Source organism: Microbacterium sp. dk485, from assembly GCF_004570445.1.
Lineage (GTDB): Bacteria > Actinomycetota > Actinomycetes > Actinomycetales > Microbacteriaceae > Microbacterium > Microbacterium wangchenii.
This window is the reverse complement of record NZ_SPQW01000002.1, coordinates 57,531-76,066: the sequence shown is the minus strand read 5'-3', so window position 1 is coordinate 76,066 and position 18,536 is coordinate 57,531. Positions and strand designations below refer to the sequence as shown.

The window sequence follows — 18,536 nt, the reverse complement described above, 5'->3', positions numbered from 1 at the left end:
CTTGAGTCGTGCGCTATCAAGTTTCCAACTTGAGCGCTGTGATATCAAGTTCAACGCTGGAGTCGCCTGGGTATTCCCGGTTCGCCGCGAACGGCCGGATCCGCTGCATCCCAGAACTCCGCGGTCTGCGCCACCCAGAACACCGCGAACAGCGCGAGGGCCACGGCCTCTCCGAGGAAGATGAGCGGCAGGCCCGTGAGCGCGACCAGGTCGACGCCCCGTCCGCGCAGTGCCAGCACGGCGGCCAGCACCACGAGTGTTACGAGGATCCCCACCGCAGTGACGGCGTACACGGCACGCAGGATGCGCCGCGCCCGCGCCGAGTGGGCCGCCGGGCGCAGGGCGGCGAGGGCCGCCACGAGCGTGACGAGCGTGAAGAAGCCGAGCGTCGCGGCGTCGTGGCCGCGGCGGAGGAAGGTCTCCGGCGACACCACCCACCATGCTGCCGCCGAACCCACCAGCAGAGCCGCGGTCAGGAGCGTGACGCCCACCCCGAGGGTGAAGCTGCGCTGCGCCAGCGCCAGCGCGGCGGCGCCCACGACTCCGACGACCCCCAGGACCGTCAGCGCCAGCATCCCGTTCGCCACCTCGGGGACGGCCGCGGCGGGAACGCACGGGGTCATCGCGGGACAGCGCGGATCCAGGCCGGGGACGTCGCCGGCCATGACCGGTGCGGGCACGAGTGCGATGACGGGGGCCAGCAGCGCGGCCAGATCCAGCAGCGCCTGCTCGAGACTGCGCCCCGACAGGGCCAGCAGCGCGAGGCTCACGGCGCACAACGCGCCCACGAAGACGTTGCGGGCCGGCGTGTAGTACGACGCGCTGAGCGAGGCCAGGGCGCCGCCGGCCGCGACCTGCGCCCCCACCCCCACGCCGACGAACAGCACGACCGCCACGAGCCCGACCCGCACGTAGCGGTAGGTCCGTTGCGTCGAGGTGGTCCGCAGCTGCATCCGGCGCTCCTGTCGACGAGGCCATCATGTCACCGGCGTGCGGCGGTTCTGGGAGACTTGCGCGCATGCGGGAATTTCTGCGCGGAGCGGGCACCCTGGGGCGCGGGTTCGGGATGTGGCGCCGGATCCCCGGCGTGATGGCCTTGGGGCTCGTGCCCGCCGCGATCGTGGCGCTGCTCATGCTCGCCGCGCTCATCGCGCTGGGGATGGCGCTGCCGGACCTGGTGGTCACCCTCACGCCCTTCGCCGACGGGTGGCCGGAGTTCTGGTCGGGGGCGGTGCGTCTTGCGCTGGGACTGGCGACCTTCGGCGGTGCGCTGTTCCTGGCCGCATCCACCACCACGGCGCTGACCCTCACTCTGGGCGAGCCGTTCTACGACCGCATCTGGCGCGCCGTCGAGCGCGACACCGCCGGCTCCGTCCCCGACGCCGGCTACGGCTTCTGGCGCGCGGCCGGCGACGCGCTCTCGCTCTTCGCCCGGGGCGTGGGCGTGGCGCTGCTGGCCTGGCTGGTGGGCCTGGTGCCGGTGGTGGGCGGCGTGGCCGGCGCCGTGCTCGGCGTAGCCCTGACGGGCCGCCTGCTGGCGGACGAGCTCAGCTCCCGGGCCCTCACCGCGCGCGGCATCGGCCCCGCCGAGCGCAAGCGCCTCCTGCGCACCTCCCGCGCGCGTGCCCTGGGGTTCGGCGTCGCGACGCAGCTGTGCTTCCTGATCCCCTTCGGCGCGATCGCCGTGATGCCCGCCGCCGTCGCCGGTGCGACGCTGCTCGCCCAGGATGTGCTGCGGCTCAGCGCGGTGCCGGAGCCTCCCGCGCGCCCGACTGCAGCGCTCGGATGAGCGTGGCGGAGTCGTACGGCCCGACGTGCCGGTACCCGTTGACGAAGAACGTCGGCGTGGAGTTCAGGTCCATGATCTCCGCATCCAGCCGATCGTCCTGGATGCGGCGGAGCACGCGGGCCGACGCGAAGTCGTCGGCGAAGCGGTCGGGATCCAGCCCCAGCATCTCGGCGTAGCGGAACAGGTCGTCCCGCTCGAGGTGGGCCTGGTGCGCGAACAGTTTGCTCGCCATCGGGAAGAACTGCTCCTGCATCGCCGCCGCCTCCGCGGCCTGAGCGGCCTCCTGCGCGTGGGGATGGACGTGGTCCAGCGGCAGATGGCGCCACACCCAGCGGATATCGGCGCCGAAGTGCTCGCGCACCGCGTCCACCGACCCCGTCGCGCGACTGCAGAACGGGCACTCGAAATCGCCGTACTCGACGATCTCGTACGGCGCGGCCATGCTGCCCTTGACGTGGTCGCGCAGGGGATCCACCGGCCGCGCCAGCCGCGCTCCGATCGCCTGCGGGGGGCTGAGGCGATCACCGATCGCCAGGATCGCCCATCCCAGGAAGAAGGCCACAACGGATGCGGCCAGCACGGCCACGCGCGCGATGTCCCGCGTCTCGGGGTCGCTGATGGCGATGGGCACGAGGAAGAGCGAGATGGTGAACCCGATCCCCGACAGCGCCGCGCCGCCGGCGATGCGGTGAAGACTCAGCCCCGGCGCGAGCTGGCCCCGCCCGAATGCGCACACCAGCCAGGTCGCACCGAAGATTCCGAGGGACTTGCCCACGATGAGCCCGGCCAGGATCCCCCACGCGACGGGTGAGGCGAGCGCGTCAGCCAGGGTCGCGCCGGTGATGTGCACCCCGGCGTTGGCCACGGCGAAGATGGGAAGCACGACGTAGATGATGTACGGGCGCCACGCGTCCTGCACGCGGTCGTTGATAGAGAAGGATTCCCGCAGGCTCCGGGAGACGGCCGCCGCATACCGGGGGTTCGGCGACTCGCGGAAGGCCTGCGCCTGCTCCGCGGCACGCTCCACATCCGGGCGCCGCGGGGGGAAGACGGGTATCAGGAGGGCGACGGCCACTCCGGCCAGCGTCGGGTGGATGCCGGCGAGGTACACCGCCACCCACAGCGCCGCACCGAGCAGGACGTACGCCGGAGGGCGCAGCGGCGCCGGCAGGAACCGCACGAGGGCGAGCAGCCCGATGAGGGCGACCGAGACGACGAACGGCCAGATGTCCAGGCCGTCGTTGTAGAACAGCCCGATCGCCAGGAGCGCGCCGATGTCGTCGACCACGGCGAGGGTGAGCAGGAACGTGCGCAGCCGCGCCGAGAACTTCGGTCCGATGATGGCCAGCGCGCCCAGGAGGAAGGCCGTGTCGGTGGAGATGACCACTCCCCACGCATCCGGCTCGCCGCCGCCGAGGTTCACCAGGAGGAAGATCAGCGCGGGCAGGACCAGTCCCGCGGCGGCGGCGGTGATCGGCACGAGCGCGCGGGAGCGGTCGGTCAGCTCGCCGACGGCGAATTCGTGCTTGACCTCGAGGCCGACGAGGAAGAAGAACAGCGTCATGAGGCCTTCGTTGACGAAGGCATGCAGCGTGAAGGTGATCGCGGTGTCCCCGGCGCCGAGAACGAGCGGCAGCTCCCACGTGTCGTGGTACGAATCGCCCGGGATGTTCGCCCACACCATGGCGATCGCGACGCCCAGCAGCATGAGGGCGGCCGACAGCCGGTCGCCGCGCAGGGACTTCTTCTTGTGCGGACCGGGCTGCTGCCGCTGGACGGAGGTCACCGCACCATCCTGCCGCTGCCTGCGCGTCTTGTCTCCTGTTCCCTCGGAGGAACGGAGTGGGCCGCCAGGCACGATAGCCTGGATGCAGGAGGTCCCATGTACGTTATCGCGCTCATCCTGTTCCTCGGCGGGGTGCTTCTCGTCGGCATCTCCTTCGCGCTGGCCCCGTTCCAGGCCCTGTTCTTCATCCTCGGAATCCTGCTGGTCTCGGCGGCGTTCGCGCTGCCGATCCACCTCGGCAACCGCACGTGACCGCGCGGGCCTGACCGGCCCGCCGCATCCGCCGCTCGCGCGCCGTTCGTTGCGCGCGCCCGTACTCACGCACGTCGGAGGATCGCGCCTTCGTCGGAGGATGCGCACGGCATCCTCCGACCTTGAGCGGATTCTCCGACGTCAGTCGCGCCCGCCGGGCGGGCCCACGAGAAGCAGCGCGACGTAGAGCACGACGATCGCGGCCACCAGGAGCAGCGCGAGCACCCACGGCCGGCGCAGGAAGAACCGCAGCATGCGGTCCAGCACCGTGCGGTCGCGCGGATCGTCGGTCTCCTCAAGCCGCCACGCGCCGGTCAGGCGCCCGGATCGGTTCAGCCAGATCTCGGTCGGGATGGTCGCGTACGGGATGACCGCGCTGACGACGGCGACGACGGTCGGCCACACGCGCCAGCGCTGGTTGAGCGACACGAGGATCGCGGTGGCGCCATAGGAGAGGAACACGAAACCGTGGATGGCGCCGCCGATGGAGACGGCGATGTCCAGGCCGGCGACGGCGCGGATGATGAGGGCGGCGATGAGGATGGTCCATGACACCGCCTCCGCGATGGCCAGGGTGCGGAAGAGCGTCAGGGGCGCGCGGAACACGGGGTCTCCTCGTCGGGTTCGGGAAGTCCCAGCCTACGAACCCTCCCTGGGCCCGCGCGTCGGCGGCGCTCGGGCCCCACGGGTAACGTGGGGCGGTGGACTTCTCCCTCGACGCGCTGCGGCGCGATCCCGGCCCCGGTGGCGACGCGGCGGCGCATGACGCGGCGGACCGGCTGCTCCTGGACGAGTCCGCCGCCGCGCGGGCCGGTGTGGACGCGGACGACGTCGTCGTGATCGGCGATGTCAGCGGCGCGCTGGCGCTGCCCGTGGCCGCCGAGGCCCCCGCATCCGTCGTTCGGGTGCACCAGGATCCACTCTCGGATGAACGCGCCCTCCACGCCAACGCCCGCGCCTTCGGCCTGGCGGATTCCGTCCGCTCCCTGCCCTTGACGGGCGACCTGGTCCGCGGCGCACGCCTCGTGCTGCTGCGCCTGCCGCGCTCGCTGGATGCGCTGCGCGACATCGCGGGGCTCATCTCCGCGCACGCCGCATCCGATGTGAACGTGTTCGCCGGCGGGCGGATCAAGCACATGAGCGTCTCGATGAACGACGTCCTCCGCGAGCATTTCTCGACGGTCGACGTCACCCATGCGCGGCAGAAGTCGCGCGTGCTGATCGCGCGCGGTCCGCACGACGGACGGGATCCGGTGCCCGCCCGCGCCGTCCACGACGGCGTCACCGTGTGCGCGTTCGGCGGGGTCTTCGCCGGCGCGTCCCTCGACATCGGAACGCGCCTACTGCTCGAGCACCTCCCCTCCCCCGACGGCCGCGACCCGTTTCTCGACCTGGCGTGCGGAAGCGGCGTCGTGGGGGCGACGATGGCGGTGCGGCATCCGGGCCTGCACGTATACGCCTCCGACGAGTCCGCCGCCGCCGTCGCATCCGCTCGCGCGACCGCCGCCGCGAACGGGGTGAGCGAGCGGATGACCGTCGTGCGGGATGACGCGCTGTCGGCGCTCCCGGATGCCGGCGCCTCCCTCATCGCTCTGAACCCGCCGTTCCACCGCGGCGCGGCTCTCGACGAGGGCATCGCGCCGTACCTGTTCGCCGATGCCGCCCGCGTCCTGCGCCCCGGCGGCGAGCTGTGGACGGTGTGGAACTCCGCCCTGCAGTACCGCCCCGCGCTGACCCGCCTGGTCGGCCCGACGCGGCAGATCGCCCGCAATCCGAAGTTCACGGTGACCGCCTCCGTCAAGCGCTGAGCCCCCTCGCCCTCGCCCCGACGTCGGAGAATTCGACGTAGGTCGGAGGATGCGGGTGGAATCCTCCGACGTAGGTGCGATCATCCGACGCCGCGCGTCACCCGTGCACGGCGTCCGGGGTGCGCAGTTCGTCGAACTCGGCCACGCGCACGATGCCCGCGGCGGCAGCGGCGAGCGCAGGGTCGTCGGTGAGGAGAGCGTCCGCCTGAAGGGACGCCACGGCGAGGTACTCGGCGAGGGCAATGTCGGGCCAGTCGTGCTGCGCGGCGATCCGCCACGCGGTCGCCCGGGAGACCCGGTCGCCGAGCAGCCGGATCTTCAGCCCCGCGATCCCTTCGAGCAGCCGGAGCCCTTCGGCCTCGGCCATCCGGCCAGCCCGCACGTCCCGGTACAGCGCGGCGAGGGCATGCGAGCGGAGGATCGCCGGGCCCACGAGCCGGTGAGCGGATGCCACGGCGATGGGCTCGCTCACGATCCGGAGGGCGACGGCGGCATCGACGGCGTAACGCGTCATGCGCTCATCCTCCCGCGCAGCTCGCGCTGTCACCATGGTCGGAGAAAACGACGAACGTCGGAGGATCCGGGTGGAATCCTCCGACGTTCGTGCGATCAGCCGACGGTGCGGAGAGGGCTCAGAAGTCCCAGTCCTCGTCTTCGGTGGCCTCGGCCTTGCCGATGACGTACGACGAACCCGACCCTGAGAAGAAGTCGTGGTTCTCGTCGGCGTTGGGCGAGAGGGCCGACAGGATCGCGGGGTTCACGTTCGTCACGCTCGAGGGGAACATCGCCTCGTAGCCGAGGTTCATGAGCGCCTTGTTGGCGTTGTAGTGCAGGAACTTCTTGACGTCCTCGGTCAGGCCGACGCCGTCGTAGAGGTCCTGCGTGTACTGCACCTCGTTGTCGTAGAGCTCGTACAGCAGCGAGAAGGTGTAGTCCTTCAGGTCGGCGCGTGTGGCCTCATCCACCCGCTCGAGCCCCTTCTGGAACTTGTAGCCGATGTAGTACCCGTGCACGGCCTCGTCGCGGATGATGAGGCGGATGAGGTCAGCGGTGTTGGTGAGCTTCGCCCGCGAGGACCAGTGCATGGGCAGGTAGAAGCCGGAGTAGAACAGGAACGACTCCAGCAGGGTCGAGGCGACCTTGCGCTTGAGCGGCTCGTCGCCCCGGTAGTACTCCATGACGATCTGCGCCTTCTTCTGCAGATTCGGGTTCTCCACCGACCAGCGGAAGGCCTCGTCGATCTCCTTCGTCGAGCACAGCGTCGAGAAGATCGACGAGTAGCTCTTCGCGTGCACCGACTCCATGAACGCGATGTTGGTGTACACCGCCTCCTCGTGCGGGGTGAGCGCGTCGGGGATGAGCGAGACGGCCCCGACGGTGCCCTGGATGGTGTCCAGGAGCGTCAGGCCCGTGAACACCCGCATCGTGAGGGTCTGCTCGTCGGGGGTCAGCGTGTTCCACGACTGGATGTCGTTGGACAGCGGCACCTTCTCGGGCAGCCAGAAGTTGTTCACGAGGCGGTTCCACACCTCGAGGTCCTTGTCGTCCTGGATGCGATTCCAGTTGATGGCCTGGACGTGGTCCAGGAGCTGGAGCTTCTCGCTCATATCTTTTCTTCTCTCGAATCCTGGTCAGCGCGTCACAGCGTGCACGAGACGCATTCGCTCATGTCGGTGCCCTCGAGGGCCATCTGGCGCAGCCGGATGTAGTAGATCGTCTTGATGCCCTTGCGCCAGGCGTAGATCTGCGCCTTGTTGATGTCGCGCGTGGTCGCGGTGTCCTTGAAGAACAGCGTGAGCGACAGGCCCTGATCCACGTGCTGCGTGGCCGCGGCGTACGTGTCGATGACCTTCTCGTAGCCGATCTCGTACGCGTCCTGGTAGTACTCCAGGTTGTCGTTCGTCATGAACGCCGCCGGGTAGTACACGCGCCCGAGCTTGCCCTCCTTGCGGATCTCGATCTTCGCCGCGATGGGGTGGATCGAGCTCGTGGAGTTGTTGATGTAGGAGATCGACCCGGTCGGGGGCACCGCCTGCAGGTTCTGGTTGTAGATGCCGAACTGCTGGATCGACGCCTTCAGCTCACGCCAGTCGTCCTGCGTGGGGATGTGGTGCCCGGTGAACATGCTCTTGACCTTGTCGGTCTTGGGCTCCCACACCTGCTCGATGTACTTGTCGAAGAACTCTCCGCTGGCGTAGGTCGAGTCCCAGAACCCGTCGAACGTCGTGCCGCGCTCGATGGCGAGCTTGTTCGAGGCCCGCAGGGCGTGGAACAGCACGGTGTAGAAGTAGATGTTCGTGAAGTCCACACCCTCCTCCGAGCCGTAGTAGACGTGCTCACGGGCGAGGTAGCCGTGCAGGTTCATCTGTCCCAGGCCGATGGCGTGCGAACGGTCGTTGCCGGCCTCGATCGAGCGCACCGAGCGGATGTGGCTCTGGTCGCTGACGGCGGTGAGCGCGCGGATGCTGGTCTCCACCGTCTGCGCGAGGTTGCCGCCGTCCATCGCCAGGGCGATGTTGAGCGAGCCGAGGTTGCACGAGATGTCCTTGCCGATCTGGTCGTAGGACAGGTCCTCGTTGAACGTCGTCGGCGTGTTCACCTGCAGGATCTCGCTGCAGAGGTTGGACATGTTGATCCGGCCCTTGATCGGGTTGGCCTTGTTCACCGTGTCCTCGAACATGATGTACGGGTAGCCTGACTCGAACTGGATCTCGGCGAGGGTCTGGAAGAACTCGCGCGCGTTGATCTTCGTCTTCTTGATGCGCGGGTCATCCACCATCTCGCGGTACTTCTCCGTCACGGAGATGTCGCCGAAGGGGACGCCGTACACGCGCTCGACGTCGTAGGGCGAGAACAGGTACATGTCCTCGTCGTTCTTGGCCAGCTCGAACGTGATGTCGGGCACGACCACGCCCAGCGACAGCGTCTTGATGCGGATCTTCTCGTCGGCGTTCTCACGCTTGGTGTCGAGGAACCGCAGGATGTCGGGGTGGTGGGCCGACAGGTACACCGCGCCCGCGCCCTGACGCGCGCCGAGCTGGTTGGCGTAGCTGAAGCTGTCTTCGAGGAGCTTCATCACGGGGATGATGCCGCTGGACTGGTTCTCGATCTGCTTGATCGGAGCGCCCGCCTCGCGGATGTTGGACAGCAGGAGGGCGACGCCGCCGCCGCGCTTGGACAGCTGCAGCGAGGAGTTGATGCCGCGCGAGATCGACTCCATGTTGTCTTCGATGCGCAGCAGGAAGCAGCTGACGAGCTCGCCGCGCTGGGCCTTGCCGGCGTTGAGGAATGTCGGGGTGGCCGGCTGGAAGCGGCCGGAGAGGATCTCGTCGACCAGGCTCAGCGCGAGGGTCTCGTCGCCGTCGGCGAGGGCGAGGCCGGTCATGACGACGCGGTCTTCGAACCGCTCGAGGTAGCGCTTGCCGTCGAAGGTCTTCAGCGTGTAGCTCGTGTAGTACTTGAAGGCGCCGAGGAACGTCTCGAACCGGAACTTCTTGCCGTAGGCGAAGTCGTTGAGGCGCTGGATGAACTCGAACGAGTACTTCTCCAGGACGGCGGGCTCGTAGTACTCCTTCTCCACGAGGTAGTCCAGGCGCTCCTTGAGCGAGTGGAAGAACACCGTGTTCTGGTTCACGTGCTGCAGGAAGTACTCCCGAGCGGCGCGCTTGTCGGCGTCGAACTGGATCTTGCCGTCCGCGTCGTACAGGTTGAGCATCGCGTTGAGGGCGTGGTAGTCCATGCCGTCGAACCGCAGGTCGGCCTTGAAGTCGTTCGCGGTCAGTGCCGCCTCTAGTGCTGATTCCACCATCGTTCCAATCCTTCGCTGACGCGAGCGACGTCGTCGGGTGTGCCGAAGAGCTCGAGCTTGTACAAGTGCGGCACGGAGCACTTGCGGCTGATGATTTCGCCGGCGAGGCCGAAGTGCTCGCCGAAATTCGTGTTGCCCGCGGAGATGACTCCGCGGATGTTGCTGCGGTTGCCGGTGTCGTTGAGGAACCGGATGACCTGCTTGGGGACGGCACCCTTCTCGACGCCGCGCCCCTGACCCCCGCCATAGGTGGGGGTCACGAGCACGAACGGTTCGTCGATGGTGAGGGGAGCGTCGGTCGCGTGGAGCGGGATCCGCACCGCCCGCATCCCGAGCTTCTCGATGAAACGCGCGGTGTTGCCCGACACACTCGAGAAGTAGACCAGGAGCGGGACTTCGGTGGCGGTCACGACAGAACTCATGACGACGGCCCCTGAGCCGGTCGGAGGGTCAGGCCAGGCGGGAGGCGAGTTCGTCGATCTTGTCGGGACGGAAGCCGGACCAGTGGTCCTCGTCCGTGATAACGACCGGCGCCTGGAGGTAGCCGAGAGCCTTGACCTGCTCGAGGGCGGCGGCATCCTGAGACAGGTCCTGCACCTCGTATTCGATGCCCTTCGAGTCCAGCGCGCGATAGGTCGCCGTGCACTGCACGCACGAAGGCTTGGTGTACACCGTGATGGCCATGATTACCCGTTTCTCCCCTCAAGGACCTGGTTTCCCGGAGTACTGCTGTCCCGGGAGCTCAATACTACATATGGGTGCCGACATTGGAAGGCACCACAAGGGCTAGTAGTTACATTCGTGTAGTTTTCCACCGCTCTCCCCAGATACAACACATGTTGTCCACCGTTTCATCCACAGGCGCGGCACCGTTTCCGGAGCCGGAAAAGCCCTGAATCCCGCTCGTTTCCCCGACCGCGCCGGGATCTGTCCACAGGCGCAAAGGTAGAGCGGGCCTCCGACATCCGGACTTCTGTGGAATCCGCGCGCTCGGCGTGTCGCGTGTCGCACGGAGCGGGCCCCGCTCCGACGCCCGGGACGTTCGCCGCGGCGGGGCGGAATGGGTACCGTGGGATGTCGTGGCTGGCTACCGGGATCTCCTGCGTACGCGCGGCGTCGCGCGGATCATGACCGCACAGCTGGCCGCCCGCTTCCCCAACGGCATGACGAGCCTGGCCGTGCTGCTGCACGTCGAGCGGGTGACCGGCTCGTACGCCGCCGCGGGCCTGGTCCTGGCGGCGACCTCGATCGGCCAGGCCGTGGCCGGGCCGGTCACGAGCCGCTGGATGGGCCGCTGGGGCATGCGACCGGTGCTGACCCTGACCCTCGCGGTGTGCGCGCTGGCGATCGCCGGACTCGCACTGCTGCCTCTCCCCGTGCCCGGTTACATGGCGCTGGGTCTCATCGCGGGGTTGTCCACCCCGCCCGTCCAGTCGGCGGTCCGCACGATCTACCCGAAGATGGTGACCTCCCGCCAGCTGACGCCGCTGTTCTCCCTCGACGCGTCGCTGCAGGAGATCATCTGGATCGTCGCGCCGGTGGTCATCACGTTCGTGGCCACCCAGATCGGCACCCTCGAGGCCCTGCTCCTGATCGTGGCGATCCTCGTGGGCGGGGGCAGCTGGTTCATCCTGTCGCCCGAGGTCGGACGCGTGCGCATCCCGCGCAGCCGCCGCGGGTTCGGACGGGTCCTGCTGAAAGCGCCGGTCCTGTTGGCCACCGTGGCCGGATTCCTCCTGATCGCGGCGTGCTCGGCGGTCGAGGTCGGCGTCGTGGCCACGTTCGGCCACTCCGGCGCCGCGGCCGGCCTCGTGCTCGCCGTCTTCTCGGTCGGCAGCCTCGCCGGCGGCCTGACGTTCGGGCACATCCCGATCGGCCCGTGGGCCATGGCCCGGCGCCTCACGATCGTGGCCGTGGGCCTGGCCCTGGCCGTCTTCGCCCTGGACGTGTGGTGGCTCGGCGGCACACTCTTCCTCGCCGGCATCGGGATCGCCCCGGCCCTGGCGGTCATCTTCGCCATCACCTCCGCCAGCGTCCGATTCAGCGAGACCGCCGAGGCGTACGGCTGGATCGGCACCGGGCAGCTCATCGGGGCTGCCGCCGGGTCGGCCGTGGCCGGCTTCCTCATCGACGGCGTCGGCCCGCAGGGCGCCTACGTCGCGGCGGCCGGGTTCGCCGCGGTGGGCGTGCTCGTGGCGGTCGCGTGCGTCCGCGGGTTCCCGGACCTCCGCGAGCGCGACGCCAGCCCGATCCCCGACACCGAGCCGGTGTCCACCATCACGTAGGTCCGCCGGCCCCGGGCAGGGCCGCTCAGGCCATCCGGGCGAGGAGCGCGAGCACGGCGAGCGCGTAGGCGTCGGCCGGCTCAGGATGCTGGAACGTGCGGCGCTCACCGGCGAAGACGATCTCCACCTCGTGGGTGTCGGGGAGCCGGCGCAGGTGCCGGAAGGAACCGCGCAGCATCTCGCGGAGCTGACTCTCCGAGGGCAGCCACAGCGCCTCCTCGAGGGCGACGGAGTCCAGCGCCCACTCCGTCGTGCCGTTGAAGGCGAGGATCGTGCCGGTGGGATAGGAGCGGGGCTCGATCGTCATGTCGCTCACGGTGAAGACGTCGGCGTCGAACTCCGGCTCGTCCAGCTGGAACCGGTCGCCCGAGCGCGGCCGCCACTCGAGGCCCGCCTCGCGGAGAGCGCGGGCCGCCTCGGTCGAGATCATCCCTCCATTGTGTCCGCCCGGGTCGGACGGGGGGCCGTGCCGGCCGTGAATAGCATGGGGGGATGACCTCCGCCGTGACCCTCCCCCGCCTCACGTGGGGCGATTCCTCGGCGCCCCGCCGCGCCCTCCTCGTCCACGGCCTCGGTTCCAACGGCGCCCTCATGTGGCGCTACGGCTCCGCCCTCGCGGAGGCGGGCTGGCGGGCGGATGCCGTCGACCTGCGCGGGCATGGCACCGCCCCGCGCGCGCTGGACTACCGGATCGACGCGTACGCCGCAGACATCCGCCAGGCCCGGCCCGGTGACGCCGACGGGTGGCACCTCGTCATCGCGCACTCGCTGGGCGGCGCTGCGGCCACCGTGGCGGCGGCGGCGGACCCCGGCTGGACGCGGCGCCTCGTGCTGGTGGATCCGGCGATCCACCTCGCCGCACGCGACCGGGAGATTGTGCGCGAGAGCCAGGAACGCGCCTTCGCCGATCCCAGCGTCGCGGCCGTGCGGGCAGAGCACCCCGCGTGGCACCCGCAGGACATCGAGCTCAAGGCCCTCTCCGCGCAGCAGGCCAGCGCGTGGGCCGTGGAGCAGACGAGCCTGCAGAACCCGGACTGGGACGTGCGCCCCGCCGCCGCGCGCCTGACGTGCCCGACGCACATCATCGCCGCCGACCCCGCCGTGTACTCGATCTTCTCCGGCGCGCTGGCCGAGGAGGTGCGGCAGAACCCCGTCGTGACGATGTCGGTGGTCACCGGGGCCGGGCACTCTCCGCACCGGGACAAACCGGAGGAGACGGTCGCGGCGCTGATGGCGGCGCTGGGCTGACCCGCCCCGACCGGCCCGAGCATCCGGCCGCGCGGGACAATGGGGGCATGACGGCAGCGTTCGACCCGGCCCAGATCCTTCCCGACGACCTCCTCGAGCGCATCCGCGAGCGCACGGCCGTGCACGACCGCGAGAACACCTTCCCCGTCGACGACCTCGACGAGCTGCGGGATGCCGGCTACCTCGCGATCCTCGTGCCCGCCGATCGGGGCGGCGCCGGACTCGGCCTGGCGGAGGCATCCGTGCTCCAGCAGCGTCTGGCCACCGCGGCCCCGGCCACGGCGCTGGCGGTCAACATGCACCTGGTGTGGACGGGCGTGGCGAAGATCCTCCAGGACCGCGGCATCGACGATCTCGCGTTCGTCCAGACCGGCGCCGCCGCCGGCGAGGTGTTCGCGTTCGGCATCAGCGAGGCCGGCAACGACCTCGTGCTCTTCGGCAGCGACACCGCCGCCGAGCCCACCGCCGACGGCGGCTACGCCTTCACCGGCACGAAGATCTTCACCTCCCTCGCCCCGGTGTGGACCCAGCTGGGCGTCCACGGGCTGGACACCACCTCCCCCGACGCGCCCAAGCTCGTCTACGGATTCCTTCCGCGCACCGACGCCGTCCACACCCGGGACGACTGGGACACCGTCGGGATGCGGGGCACGCAGAGCCGCACGACGGAGCTTCGCGGGGCGATCGCCCCCGCCGACCGCATCGCCCGGCGCGTGGACCCGGGGCCCCAGCCCGATCCGCTCGTGTTCGGGATCTTCGCCGTGTTCGAGCTCCTGCTGGCCTCGGTGTACACCGGAGTGGCGCGCCGGGCGCTGGAGCTGGCGGTGGATGCCGCGTCCACGCGGCGCTCGAAGAAGACCGGGATGTCGTACGCGCAGGACCCCGACATCCGCTGGCGCGTGGCCGACATGGCCATCGCCTACGACGCGCTGCCGCCGCAGCTGGCCGCTCTCGCGGGCGACGTCGACGGGCTCGTGGACCACGGGCCGCGGTGGTTCTCGCTGCTGTCGGGAGTCAAGCACCGCGCCGTGACGACCGCCAAGCACGTCGTGGACGACGCGATGCTCGTCGCCGGTGGCTCGTCCTACTTCTCCCGCAACGAGCTGTCGCGGCTGTACCGCGACGTGCTCGCCGGCCTGTTCCATCCCTCCGACCCGGAGTCGGCCCACGCCGCAGCGGCGACGGCGTGGCTCGGCCCGCAGGAGCGCTGAGCGCGGCCCCCGGCGGGGACCCGCGTGCGAGGATGACCGGATGCAGTCCACACCGACGGCTCTGTTGAGCCCCGCCGACCAGGAGCGGCGCCGGGCCCTGCGCACCATGAAGGCGGTGGCCCTGGGGGCGCTGGTGTTCATGGCGATCGTGTTCGCGGTGTCGTTCCCCCTGCAGGAGCGCTATCCGTGGGTGCAGTGGGTGCGCGCTGCGGCGGAGGGCGGCATGGTCGGGGCGCTGGCGGACTGGTTCGCTGTGACGGCGCTGTTCCGTCACCCGCTCGGGCTGCCGATCCCGCACACCGCGATCATCCCGCGCCGCAAGGACGAGATCGGCCGCAGCCTGGGCGAATTCGTGGAGACGAACTTCCTCTCCGCCCCCGTCGTCCGCGGCAAGCTCGAGACGACGCCCATGGCCGCTCGCCTGGGCGCGTGGCTGGCCCAGCCCGCGCACGCCGAGCGCGTGTCGGCCGAGGCGGCCACCGCCGCCACCGCGGTGCTCAACGCGCTGAGCGACGACGATGTGCGCGACGTGATCGAAGACCTCGCCCGCGAGCATCTCATCGCCCCCGACTGGGGACCGTCGATCGGGAGCTGGCTGGACCGTGTGGTGGATTCGGGCGCGCACACCGGCGCCGTCGATCTCGCCGCGGACTCGATCGCCACGTGGCTCGCCGCCAACCAGGACGCCTTCAGCGGCCTCGTCTCCCGCCGCCTGCCGTCGTGGGTGCCCGGGGTCGCCCAGCGCCTCGTCGATGACACCGTGTACCGCCAGGCGCTGTCCTTCGTCGACGCGGTGCGCGACGATCCGCAGCATCCCGCCCGCGCCGCCATCGACCGCTACCTCGCGCGACTGGCCGACAACCTCCAGCACGACCCCGCCACGATCGGAAAGCTGGAAGACGCCAAGGCGACGCTGTTCGACAGCCCGCGTGTGCGCTCCCTCGCCGCCGAGGCGTGGCAGACCGCGAAGACGGGCCTGCTGACGGCGCTGCAGGACGCCGACAGCGGCCTGCGGCGCCGCGCCGTGCAGGCGGTGGCCGAGATCGGCGAGCGCCTCACGACGGATGCGTCGCTCCAGAGCCGCGTGGACGGCTGGGTCACCGACGCCGCCGTCTTCGTCGTGGACCGCTACCGCCATGACATCGCCTCGATCATCACGGAGACCGTCGAGCGGTGGGACCCCGCGGAGACCACCGAGAAGATCGAGCTCATGGTCGGACGCGACCTGCAGTACATCCGGCTCAACGGCACGATCGTGGGGGCACTGGCGGGAGCGGTGATCTTCACCGTGGCCACGCTCGCCCTGGGCTGAGCGCTACCCTGAAACCCGTGATGACGACATGATCCAGCTCGCCCTCGCGCGACACGCCAAATCGGACTGGGCCGACGCGTCGGTCGACGATCACGACCGTCCCCTCAATGCGCGGGGCCAGCGCGACGCACCCGAGGTGGCCCGCCGCGTGCTGCGCACCGGCGTGCGCCCGGAAGTCATCCTCACCTCCACCGCACTGCGCGCCCGCTCGACCGCGGAGCACTTCGCCGCGGCCTTCGACGCCGAGGTGCGGGAGAGCGAGGACCTCTACCTCGCGGATGCGGACGCCCTCCTGCAGGCGGCGCGCGACAGCGGCGCCGACGAGGTGCTCGTCGTGGCCCACGACCCGGGCATGAGCGAGCTGGTCAGCGAGCTGGCCGGGCGCGAAGTGAGCATGCCGACTTCCGCCGTGGCGGTGTTCACGTGGGAGAGCGGCGGGTGGGATGCGGTGGGCACGACGCCGCCCGACGACGTCACGCTCACCACCCCGTAGCCCGGCGCACCACCCTGTAGCTCAGCGCACCACCCCGCCGTTCAAAACTCAGGAGATCCGCGCACTTCGGCTGAGTCGGGGCCACCACCGTCGGCGTGTCTCCTGAGTTCTGAACCGGAGCGGAGCTCAGCGCACCGCTCCCTGGCTCAGCGCACCACCAGGCGCGGTTCCACCAGCACGTGTGCCGAGCCGGATGCGGCGGGCCGCGGCGCGACGATGCTGCCGGTGGCGCCCATCAGCAGCTCCAGCGCGCCGGCGGCCACCTTCTCCGGCAGCTGCTCGACGCTGGAGAGTCCCAGCGCCTCGGCTGCGGGGGTGTTGTCGAACCCGATGATGGGAAGGTCGGGGCGTCCCGCCGCCACGGCGGCCAGATGCGCCCCCACCGCGAGCGAGTCGCTCGCGCACACGATCCCGTCCACCGCCTCCCCCGCTGCCAGGGCGGCGGCGACCGCCGCCCGTGCCGCGCCGACGCTCTCCTCCACCGCCCACCGAGGCCCGCCTCCCCCGGCCTCGCGCCAGCCGCGCTCGCGGTCATCACCCGTGCCCGACCCCTCCGGCCACCCCAGGAAGGCCACGCGCCCGCCCGCGGTGCGCTGCACGTGGCGCGTCGCAGCGCTCGTGCCGGCGGCACCGTCCACGTCGACCCACAGGTGCGCGGGCACATCGACGTCGTCCTCGCCCCACGGGCGGCCGAACGACACGAACGGCAGGCCGTGCTCGATCAGCCAGCCCGTCCGCGGGTCGCCGCGGAACGTGCCCGTGACGATGACGGCATCCACTTCCCCGCCCTCGCGGAGGTCGGCCAGGCGCGCCACCTCCTCCTCGGGCGAGCGCGCGGCGTACACCAGCACCCGCATGTCGCGATCGCTCGCCCGCTCGGTGAGGGCGTGCACGAACCGGTCCAGGACGACGCCGGAGATGCCGCCGGCGTACGGGTCGAGGTGCACGCCGATGGTCGAACTGCGCCGGGTGCGCAGCATCCGAGCCGCCGCGTGCGGTCGATACCCGAGCTCCGCGATCGCGCTCTCCACGCGCTCCCGCGTCTGCGGCCGGACGATGTGCGGCGAGTTCACGACGTTGGACACCGTCTGGCGCGAGACGCCGGCCACGCGCGCGACGTCGTCGACCGTGGGGGCCTTGACCATCGCACCTCCCGCCGTTCGTGTGCCTCTGCGCCATCCTAGGACGCTTCCTCCCGCGCCTTGACAGGGCGGATGCGGCATACGTACGGTGAGGGGACGACTGGGTTTGATCGTTCAAATCCCTCCATGGCTCATCGAAGGAGAGAGACACATGACACGGCACAGCACGCGCGTCTGGCTCGGCGCCGGGACGCTCCTCGTGACCGGTTCGCTCGCACTCACGGCGTGCGGTTCGGGATTCGACGACGGCGGGGGCGGCTCGGAGGAATCGGCCGACGGCGCGCTCACGGTCCTGATCGGCTCCTCCGGGGAGGCCGAGACCAGCGCGGTTGAGGAGGCCGTCGCGGCGTGGTCGGAGGAGTCCGGCGTCGAGGCGGAGGTGCAGGTGGCCAACGACCTGCCGCAGCAGCTGTCGCAGGGCTTCGCCGCGGGATCCCCGCCCGACCTGTTCTACCTCGCGCCCGAGGCGCTGGCCGGGTACGCGGAGAACGGATCCATCCAGGCGTACGGTGACGAGCTCGCCAACAAGGACGACTTCTACCCCTCGCTGGTGGAGAACTTCACCCTCGACGGCGAGTTCTACTGCGCCCCGAAGGACTTCTCCACCCTCGCGCTCATCATCAACACCGATCTGTGGGCCGAGGCGGGCCTCACCGACGCCGACATCCCCACCGACTGGGATTCCCTCGCTGCCGCCGCGCAGCGCCTGACCACCGACGGGCAGGTGGGCCTCGCGTTCGGCGCGGAGTACCAGCGGCTCGGCGCCTTCATGGCGCAGGCCGGCGGAGGGCTGCTCGTCGACGGACAGGCCGTCGCCAACAGCCCCGAGAACGTCGAGGCGCTCACCTACGTCCAGAGCCACCTGACCGACGGCAGCTTCGCCTTCGCCGCCGACATCGGCGCCGGATGGGGTGGCGAGGCCTTCGGCACGGGGGCTGCCGCCATGGTCATCGAGGGCAACTGGATCACCGGCACGCTGACCAACGACTACCCCGACGTGAACTACACCGTGGCCGAGCTTCCCGCCGGCCCCGCCGGCCAGGGCACGCTGCAGTTCACCAACTGCTGGGGCATGGCCGCCGACAGCGCCGACCAGGAGTCCGCGCTCGAGCTGGTCGAATACCTCACCGGGACCGATCAGCAGCTGACCTTCTCGGAGGCGTTCGGCCCGATGCCCTCGATCGAGTCGGCCGCGGGCACGTGGACCGATGAGAACCCGGAACTGGCGGCCTTCCTCGCCGGAGCCGAGTACGCGCAGTTCCCGCCGACCATCGCCGGGGCCGCCGACGTCATCTCCGACTTCAACGCGCAGCTGGAGTCCCTCGCCACCGGCGACCCGCAGACGATCCTCGACTCGGTGCAGTCCAACCTCGAGGCGATCGTCGAGTGAGCCGCAAACGCT

At 70.3% G+C, this 18,536-nt stretch carries 19 protein-coding genes; 9 read left to right on the top strand and 10 right to left on the bottom strand.

The genetic code is table 11. The annotated features are described in order from the left end of the window. Positions 1–50: 50 nt before the first annotated feature. Entirely contained in the window at positions 51–953 is a 903-nt protein-coding gene (locus tag E4V99_RS11010; protein ID WP_135117311.1) for a hypothetical protein, read from the bottom strand. Between the two features lie 65 nt (positions 954–1,018). Here E4V99_RS11010 and E4V99_RS11005 point away from each other — a divergent pair, with 65 nt between their 5' ends. Then, positions 1,019–1,789 (top strand): EI24 domain-containing protein, encoded by a 771-nt coding sequence (locus E4V99_RS11005; protein WP_135067893.1) that lies wholly within the window; start codon positions 1,019–1,021, stop codon positions 1,787–1,789. Here the strand turns inward: E4V99_RS11005 and nhaA are convergent. Beyond that, the gene (gene nhaA, locus E4V99_RS11000) at positions 1,740–3,575 is read right to left on the bottom strand and encodes a Na+/H+ antiporter NhaA (RefSeq protein WP_240742687.1); all 1,836 of its coding nucleotides are present in this window, start codon (positions 3,573–3,575) and stop codon (positions 1,740–1,742) included. The two genes, E4V99_RS11005 and nhaA, sit on opposite strands and share 50 nt — an antisense overlap. A gap of 96 nt (positions 3,576–3,671) precedes the next feature. Here nhaA and E4V99_RS18465 point away from each other — a divergent pair, with 96 nt between their 5' ends. Continuing rightward, entirely contained in the window at positions 3,672–3,827 is a 156-nt protein-coding gene (locus tag E4V99_RS18465; RefSeq protein WP_167747785.1) for a hypothetical protein, read from the top strand. Positions 3,828–3,968: 141 nt separating this feature from the next. On the opposite strand, the gene E4V99_RS10995 is transcribed toward E4V99_RS18465, so the two are convergent. After that, positions 3,969–4,433, bottom strand: coding sequence for a DUF3817 domain-containing protein (locus E4V99_RS10995; protein WP_135067895.1), 465 nt, complete (start codon positions 4,431–4,433; stop codon positions 3,969–3,971). A 95-nt stretch (positions 4,434–4,528) separates the two neighbouring features. Between E4V99_RS10995 and E4V99_RS10990 the strand changes: the two genes are divergently transcribed. Continuing rightward, entirely contained in the window at positions 4,529–5,635 is a 1,107-nt protein-coding gene (locus E4V99_RS10990) for a methyltransferase (RefSeq protein WP_135067897.1), read from the top strand. Between the two features lie 97 nt (positions 5,636–5,732). On the opposite strand, the gene E4V99_RS10985 is transcribed toward E4V99_RS10990, so the two are convergent. From E4V99_RS10985 to nrdH, 5 genes are all read right to left on the bottom strand, one after another. Beyond that, on the bottom strand, positions 5,733–6,149 hold the full coding sequence (locus tag E4V99_RS10985) for a hypothetical protein (protein WP_135067899.1): 417 nt from the start codon (positions 6,147–6,149) through the stop codon (positions 5,733–5,735). A 118-nt stretch (positions 6,150–6,267) separates the two neighbouring features. Further along, positions 6,268–7,242 carry a class 1b ribonucleoside-diphosphate reductase subunit beta gene (gene nrdF / locus E4V99_RS10980; protein ID WP_135067901.1) on the bottom strand — a complete coding sequence of 325 codons (975 nt, stop codon included), beginning with the start codon at positions 7,240–7,242 and terminating at the stop codon, positions 6,268–6,270. A gap of 32 nt (positions 7,243–7,274) precedes the next feature. Beyond that, complete coding sequence (gene nrdE, locus E4V99_RS10975) at positions 7,275–9,374, bottom strand: class 1b ribonucleoside-diphosphate reductase subunit alpha (RefSeq protein WP_135071337.1); 2,100 nt, start codon at positions 9,372–9,374, stop codon at positions 7,275–7,277. A 50-nt stretch (positions 9,375–9,424) separates the two neighbouring features. Next, a complete protein-coding gene (nrdI, locus tag E4V99_RS10970; protein WP_135067903.1) occupies positions 9,425–9,865 on the bottom strand; it encodes a class Ib ribonucleoside-diphosphate reductase assembly flavoprotein NrdI in 441 nt (146 codons plus the stop codon). 28 nt (positions 9,866–9,893) lie between these two features. Next, complete coding sequence (gene nrdH, locus E4V99_RS10965) at positions 9,894–10,127, bottom strand: glutaredoxin-like protein NrdH (RefSeq protein ID WP_135067905.1); 234 nt, start codon at positions 10,125–10,127, stop codon at positions 9,894–9,896. Between the two features lie 395 nt (positions 10,128–10,522). Between nrdH and E4V99_RS10960 the strand changes: the two genes are divergently transcribed. Then, the gene (locus E4V99_RS10960) at positions 10,523–11,728 is read left to right on the top strand and encodes an MFS transporter (protein ID WP_135117310.1); all 1,206 of its coding nucleotides are present in this window, start codon (positions 10,523–10,525) and stop codon (positions 11,726–11,728) included. A gap of 25 nt (positions 11,729–11,753) precedes the next feature. Here the strand turns inward: E4V99_RS10960 and E4V99_RS10955 are convergent, their stop codons facing one another. Beyond that, positions 11,754–12,158, bottom strand: coding sequence for a pilus assembly protein CpaE (locus E4V99_RS10955; protein ID WP_135067909.1), 405 nt, complete (start codon positions 12,156–12,158; stop codon positions 11,754–11,756). 62 nt (positions 12,159–12,220) lie between these two features. Between E4V99_RS10955 and E4V99_RS10950 the strand changes: the two genes are divergently transcribed. Genes E4V99_RS10950 through E4V99_RS10935 form a run of 4 tightly spaced genes read left to right on the top strand, consistent with a single transcriptional unit; the run spans position 12,221 to position 15,992 of the window. After that, positions 12,221–12,976, top strand: coding sequence for an alpha/beta hydrolase (locus E4V99_RS10950; protein ID WP_135117309.1), 756 nt, complete (start codon positions 12,221–12,223; stop codon positions 12,974–12,976). Between the two features lie 47 nt (positions 12,977–13,023). Then, positions 13,024–14,187 (top strand): acyl-CoA dehydrogenase family protein, encoded by a 1,164-nt coding sequence (locus E4V99_RS10945; protein ID WP_135117308.1) that lies wholly within the window; start codon positions 13,024–13,026, stop codon positions 14,185–14,187. Between the two features lie 40 nt (positions 14,188–14,227). Continuing rightward, on the top strand, positions 14,228–15,499 hold the full coding sequence (locus E4V99_RS10940) for a DUF445 domain-containing protein (protein WP_135117307.1): 1,272 nt from the start codon (positions 14,228–14,230) through the stop codon (positions 15,497–15,499). 28 nt (positions 15,500–15,527) lie between these two features. Continuing rightward, positions 15,528–15,992, top strand: coding sequence for a histidine phosphatase family protein (locus tag E4V99_RS10935; protein ID WP_135117306.1), 465 nt, complete (start codon positions 15,528–15,530; stop codon positions 15,990–15,992). Between the two features lie 146 nt (positions 15,993–16,138). Here the strand turns inward: E4V99_RS10935 and E4V99_RS10930 are convergent, their stop codons facing one another. Beyond that, entirely contained in the window at positions 16,139–17,137 is a 999-nt protein-coding gene (locus tag E4V99_RS10930; protein WP_135117305.1) for a LacI family DNA-binding transcriptional regulator, read from the bottom strand. Between the two features lie 148 nt (positions 17,138–17,285). On the opposite strand from E4V99_RS10930, the gene E4V99_RS10925 reads away from it, so the two are divergent. Beyond that, the gene (locus tag E4V99_RS10925; protein ID WP_135117304.1) at positions 17,286–18,524 is read left to right on the top strand and encodes an extracellular solute-binding protein; all 1,239 of its coding nucleotides are present in this window, start codon (positions 17,286–17,288) and stop codon (positions 18,522–18,524) included. Positions 18,525–18,536 lie beyond the last annotated feature (12 nt).

What these genes read in the sequence shown, in the direction of transcription:
- E4V99_RS10935 (WP_135117306.1), top strand. Translation starts at nt 15,528, where the DNA reads ATGATCCAGCTCGCCCTCGCGCGACACGCCAAATCGGACTGGGCCGAC.
- E4V99_RS10950 (WP_135117309.1), top strand. Translation starts at nt 12,221, where the DNA reads ATGACCTCCGCCGTGACCCTCCCCCGCCTCACGTGGGGCGATTCCTCG.
- E4V99_RS10940 (WP_135117307.1), top strand. Translation starts at nt 14,228, where the DNA reads ATGCAGTCCACACCGACGGCTCTGTTGAGCCCCGCCGACCAGGAGCGG.
- E4V99_RS11010 (WP_135117311.1), bottom strand. Translation starts at nt 953, where the DNA reads ATGCAGCTGCGGACCACCTCGACGCAACGGACCTACCGCTACGTGCGG.
- nrdH (WP_135067905.1), bottom strand. Translation starts at nt 10,127, where the DNA reads ATGGCCATCACGGTGTACACCAAGCCTTCGTGCGTGCAGTGCACGGCG.
- E4V99_RS10985 (WP_135067899.1), bottom strand. Translation starts at nt 6,149, where the DNA reads ATGACGCGTTACGCCGTCGATGCCGCCGTCGCCCTCCGGATCGTGAGC.
- E4V99_RS11005 (WP_135067893.1), top strand. Translation starts at nt 1,019, where the DNA reads ATGCGGGAATTTCTGCGCGGAGCGGGCACCCTGGGGCGCGGGTTCGGG.
- nrdE (WP_135071337.1), bottom strand. Translation starts at nt 9,374, where the DNA reads ATGGACTACCACGCCCTCAACGCGATGCTCAACCTGTACGACGCGGAC.
- E4V99_RS10945 (WP_135117308.1), top strand. Translation starts at nt 13,024, where the DNA reads ATGACGGCAGCGTTCGACCCGGCCCAGATCCTTCCCGACGACCTCCTC.
- nrdF (WP_135067901.1), bottom strand. Translation starts at nt 7,242, where the DNA reads ATGAGCGAGAAGCTCCAGCTCCTGGACCACGTCCAGGCCATCAACTGG.
- E4V99_RS10930 (WP_135117305.1), bottom strand. Translation starts at nt 17,137, where the DNA reads ATGGTCAAGGCCCCCACGGTCGACGACGTCGCGCGCGTGGCCGGCGTC.
- E4V99_RS10925 (WP_135117304.1), top strand. Translation starts at nt 17,286, where the DNA reads ATGACACGGCACAGCACGCGCGTCTGGCTCGGCGCCGGGACGCTCCTC.
- E4V99_RS18465 (WP_167747785.1), top strand. Translation starts at nt 3,672, where the DNA reads ATGTACGTTATCGCGCTCATCCTGTTCCTCGGCGGGGTGCTTCTCGTC.
- nrdI (WP_135067903.1), bottom strand. Translation starts at nt 9,865, where the DNA reads ATGAGTTCTGTCGTGACCGCCACCGAAGTCCCGCTCCTGGTCTACTTC.
- E4V99_RS10955 (WP_135067909.1), bottom strand. Translation starts at nt 12,158, where the DNA reads ATGATCTCGACCGAGGCGGCCCGCGCTCTCCGCGAGGCGGGCCTCGAG.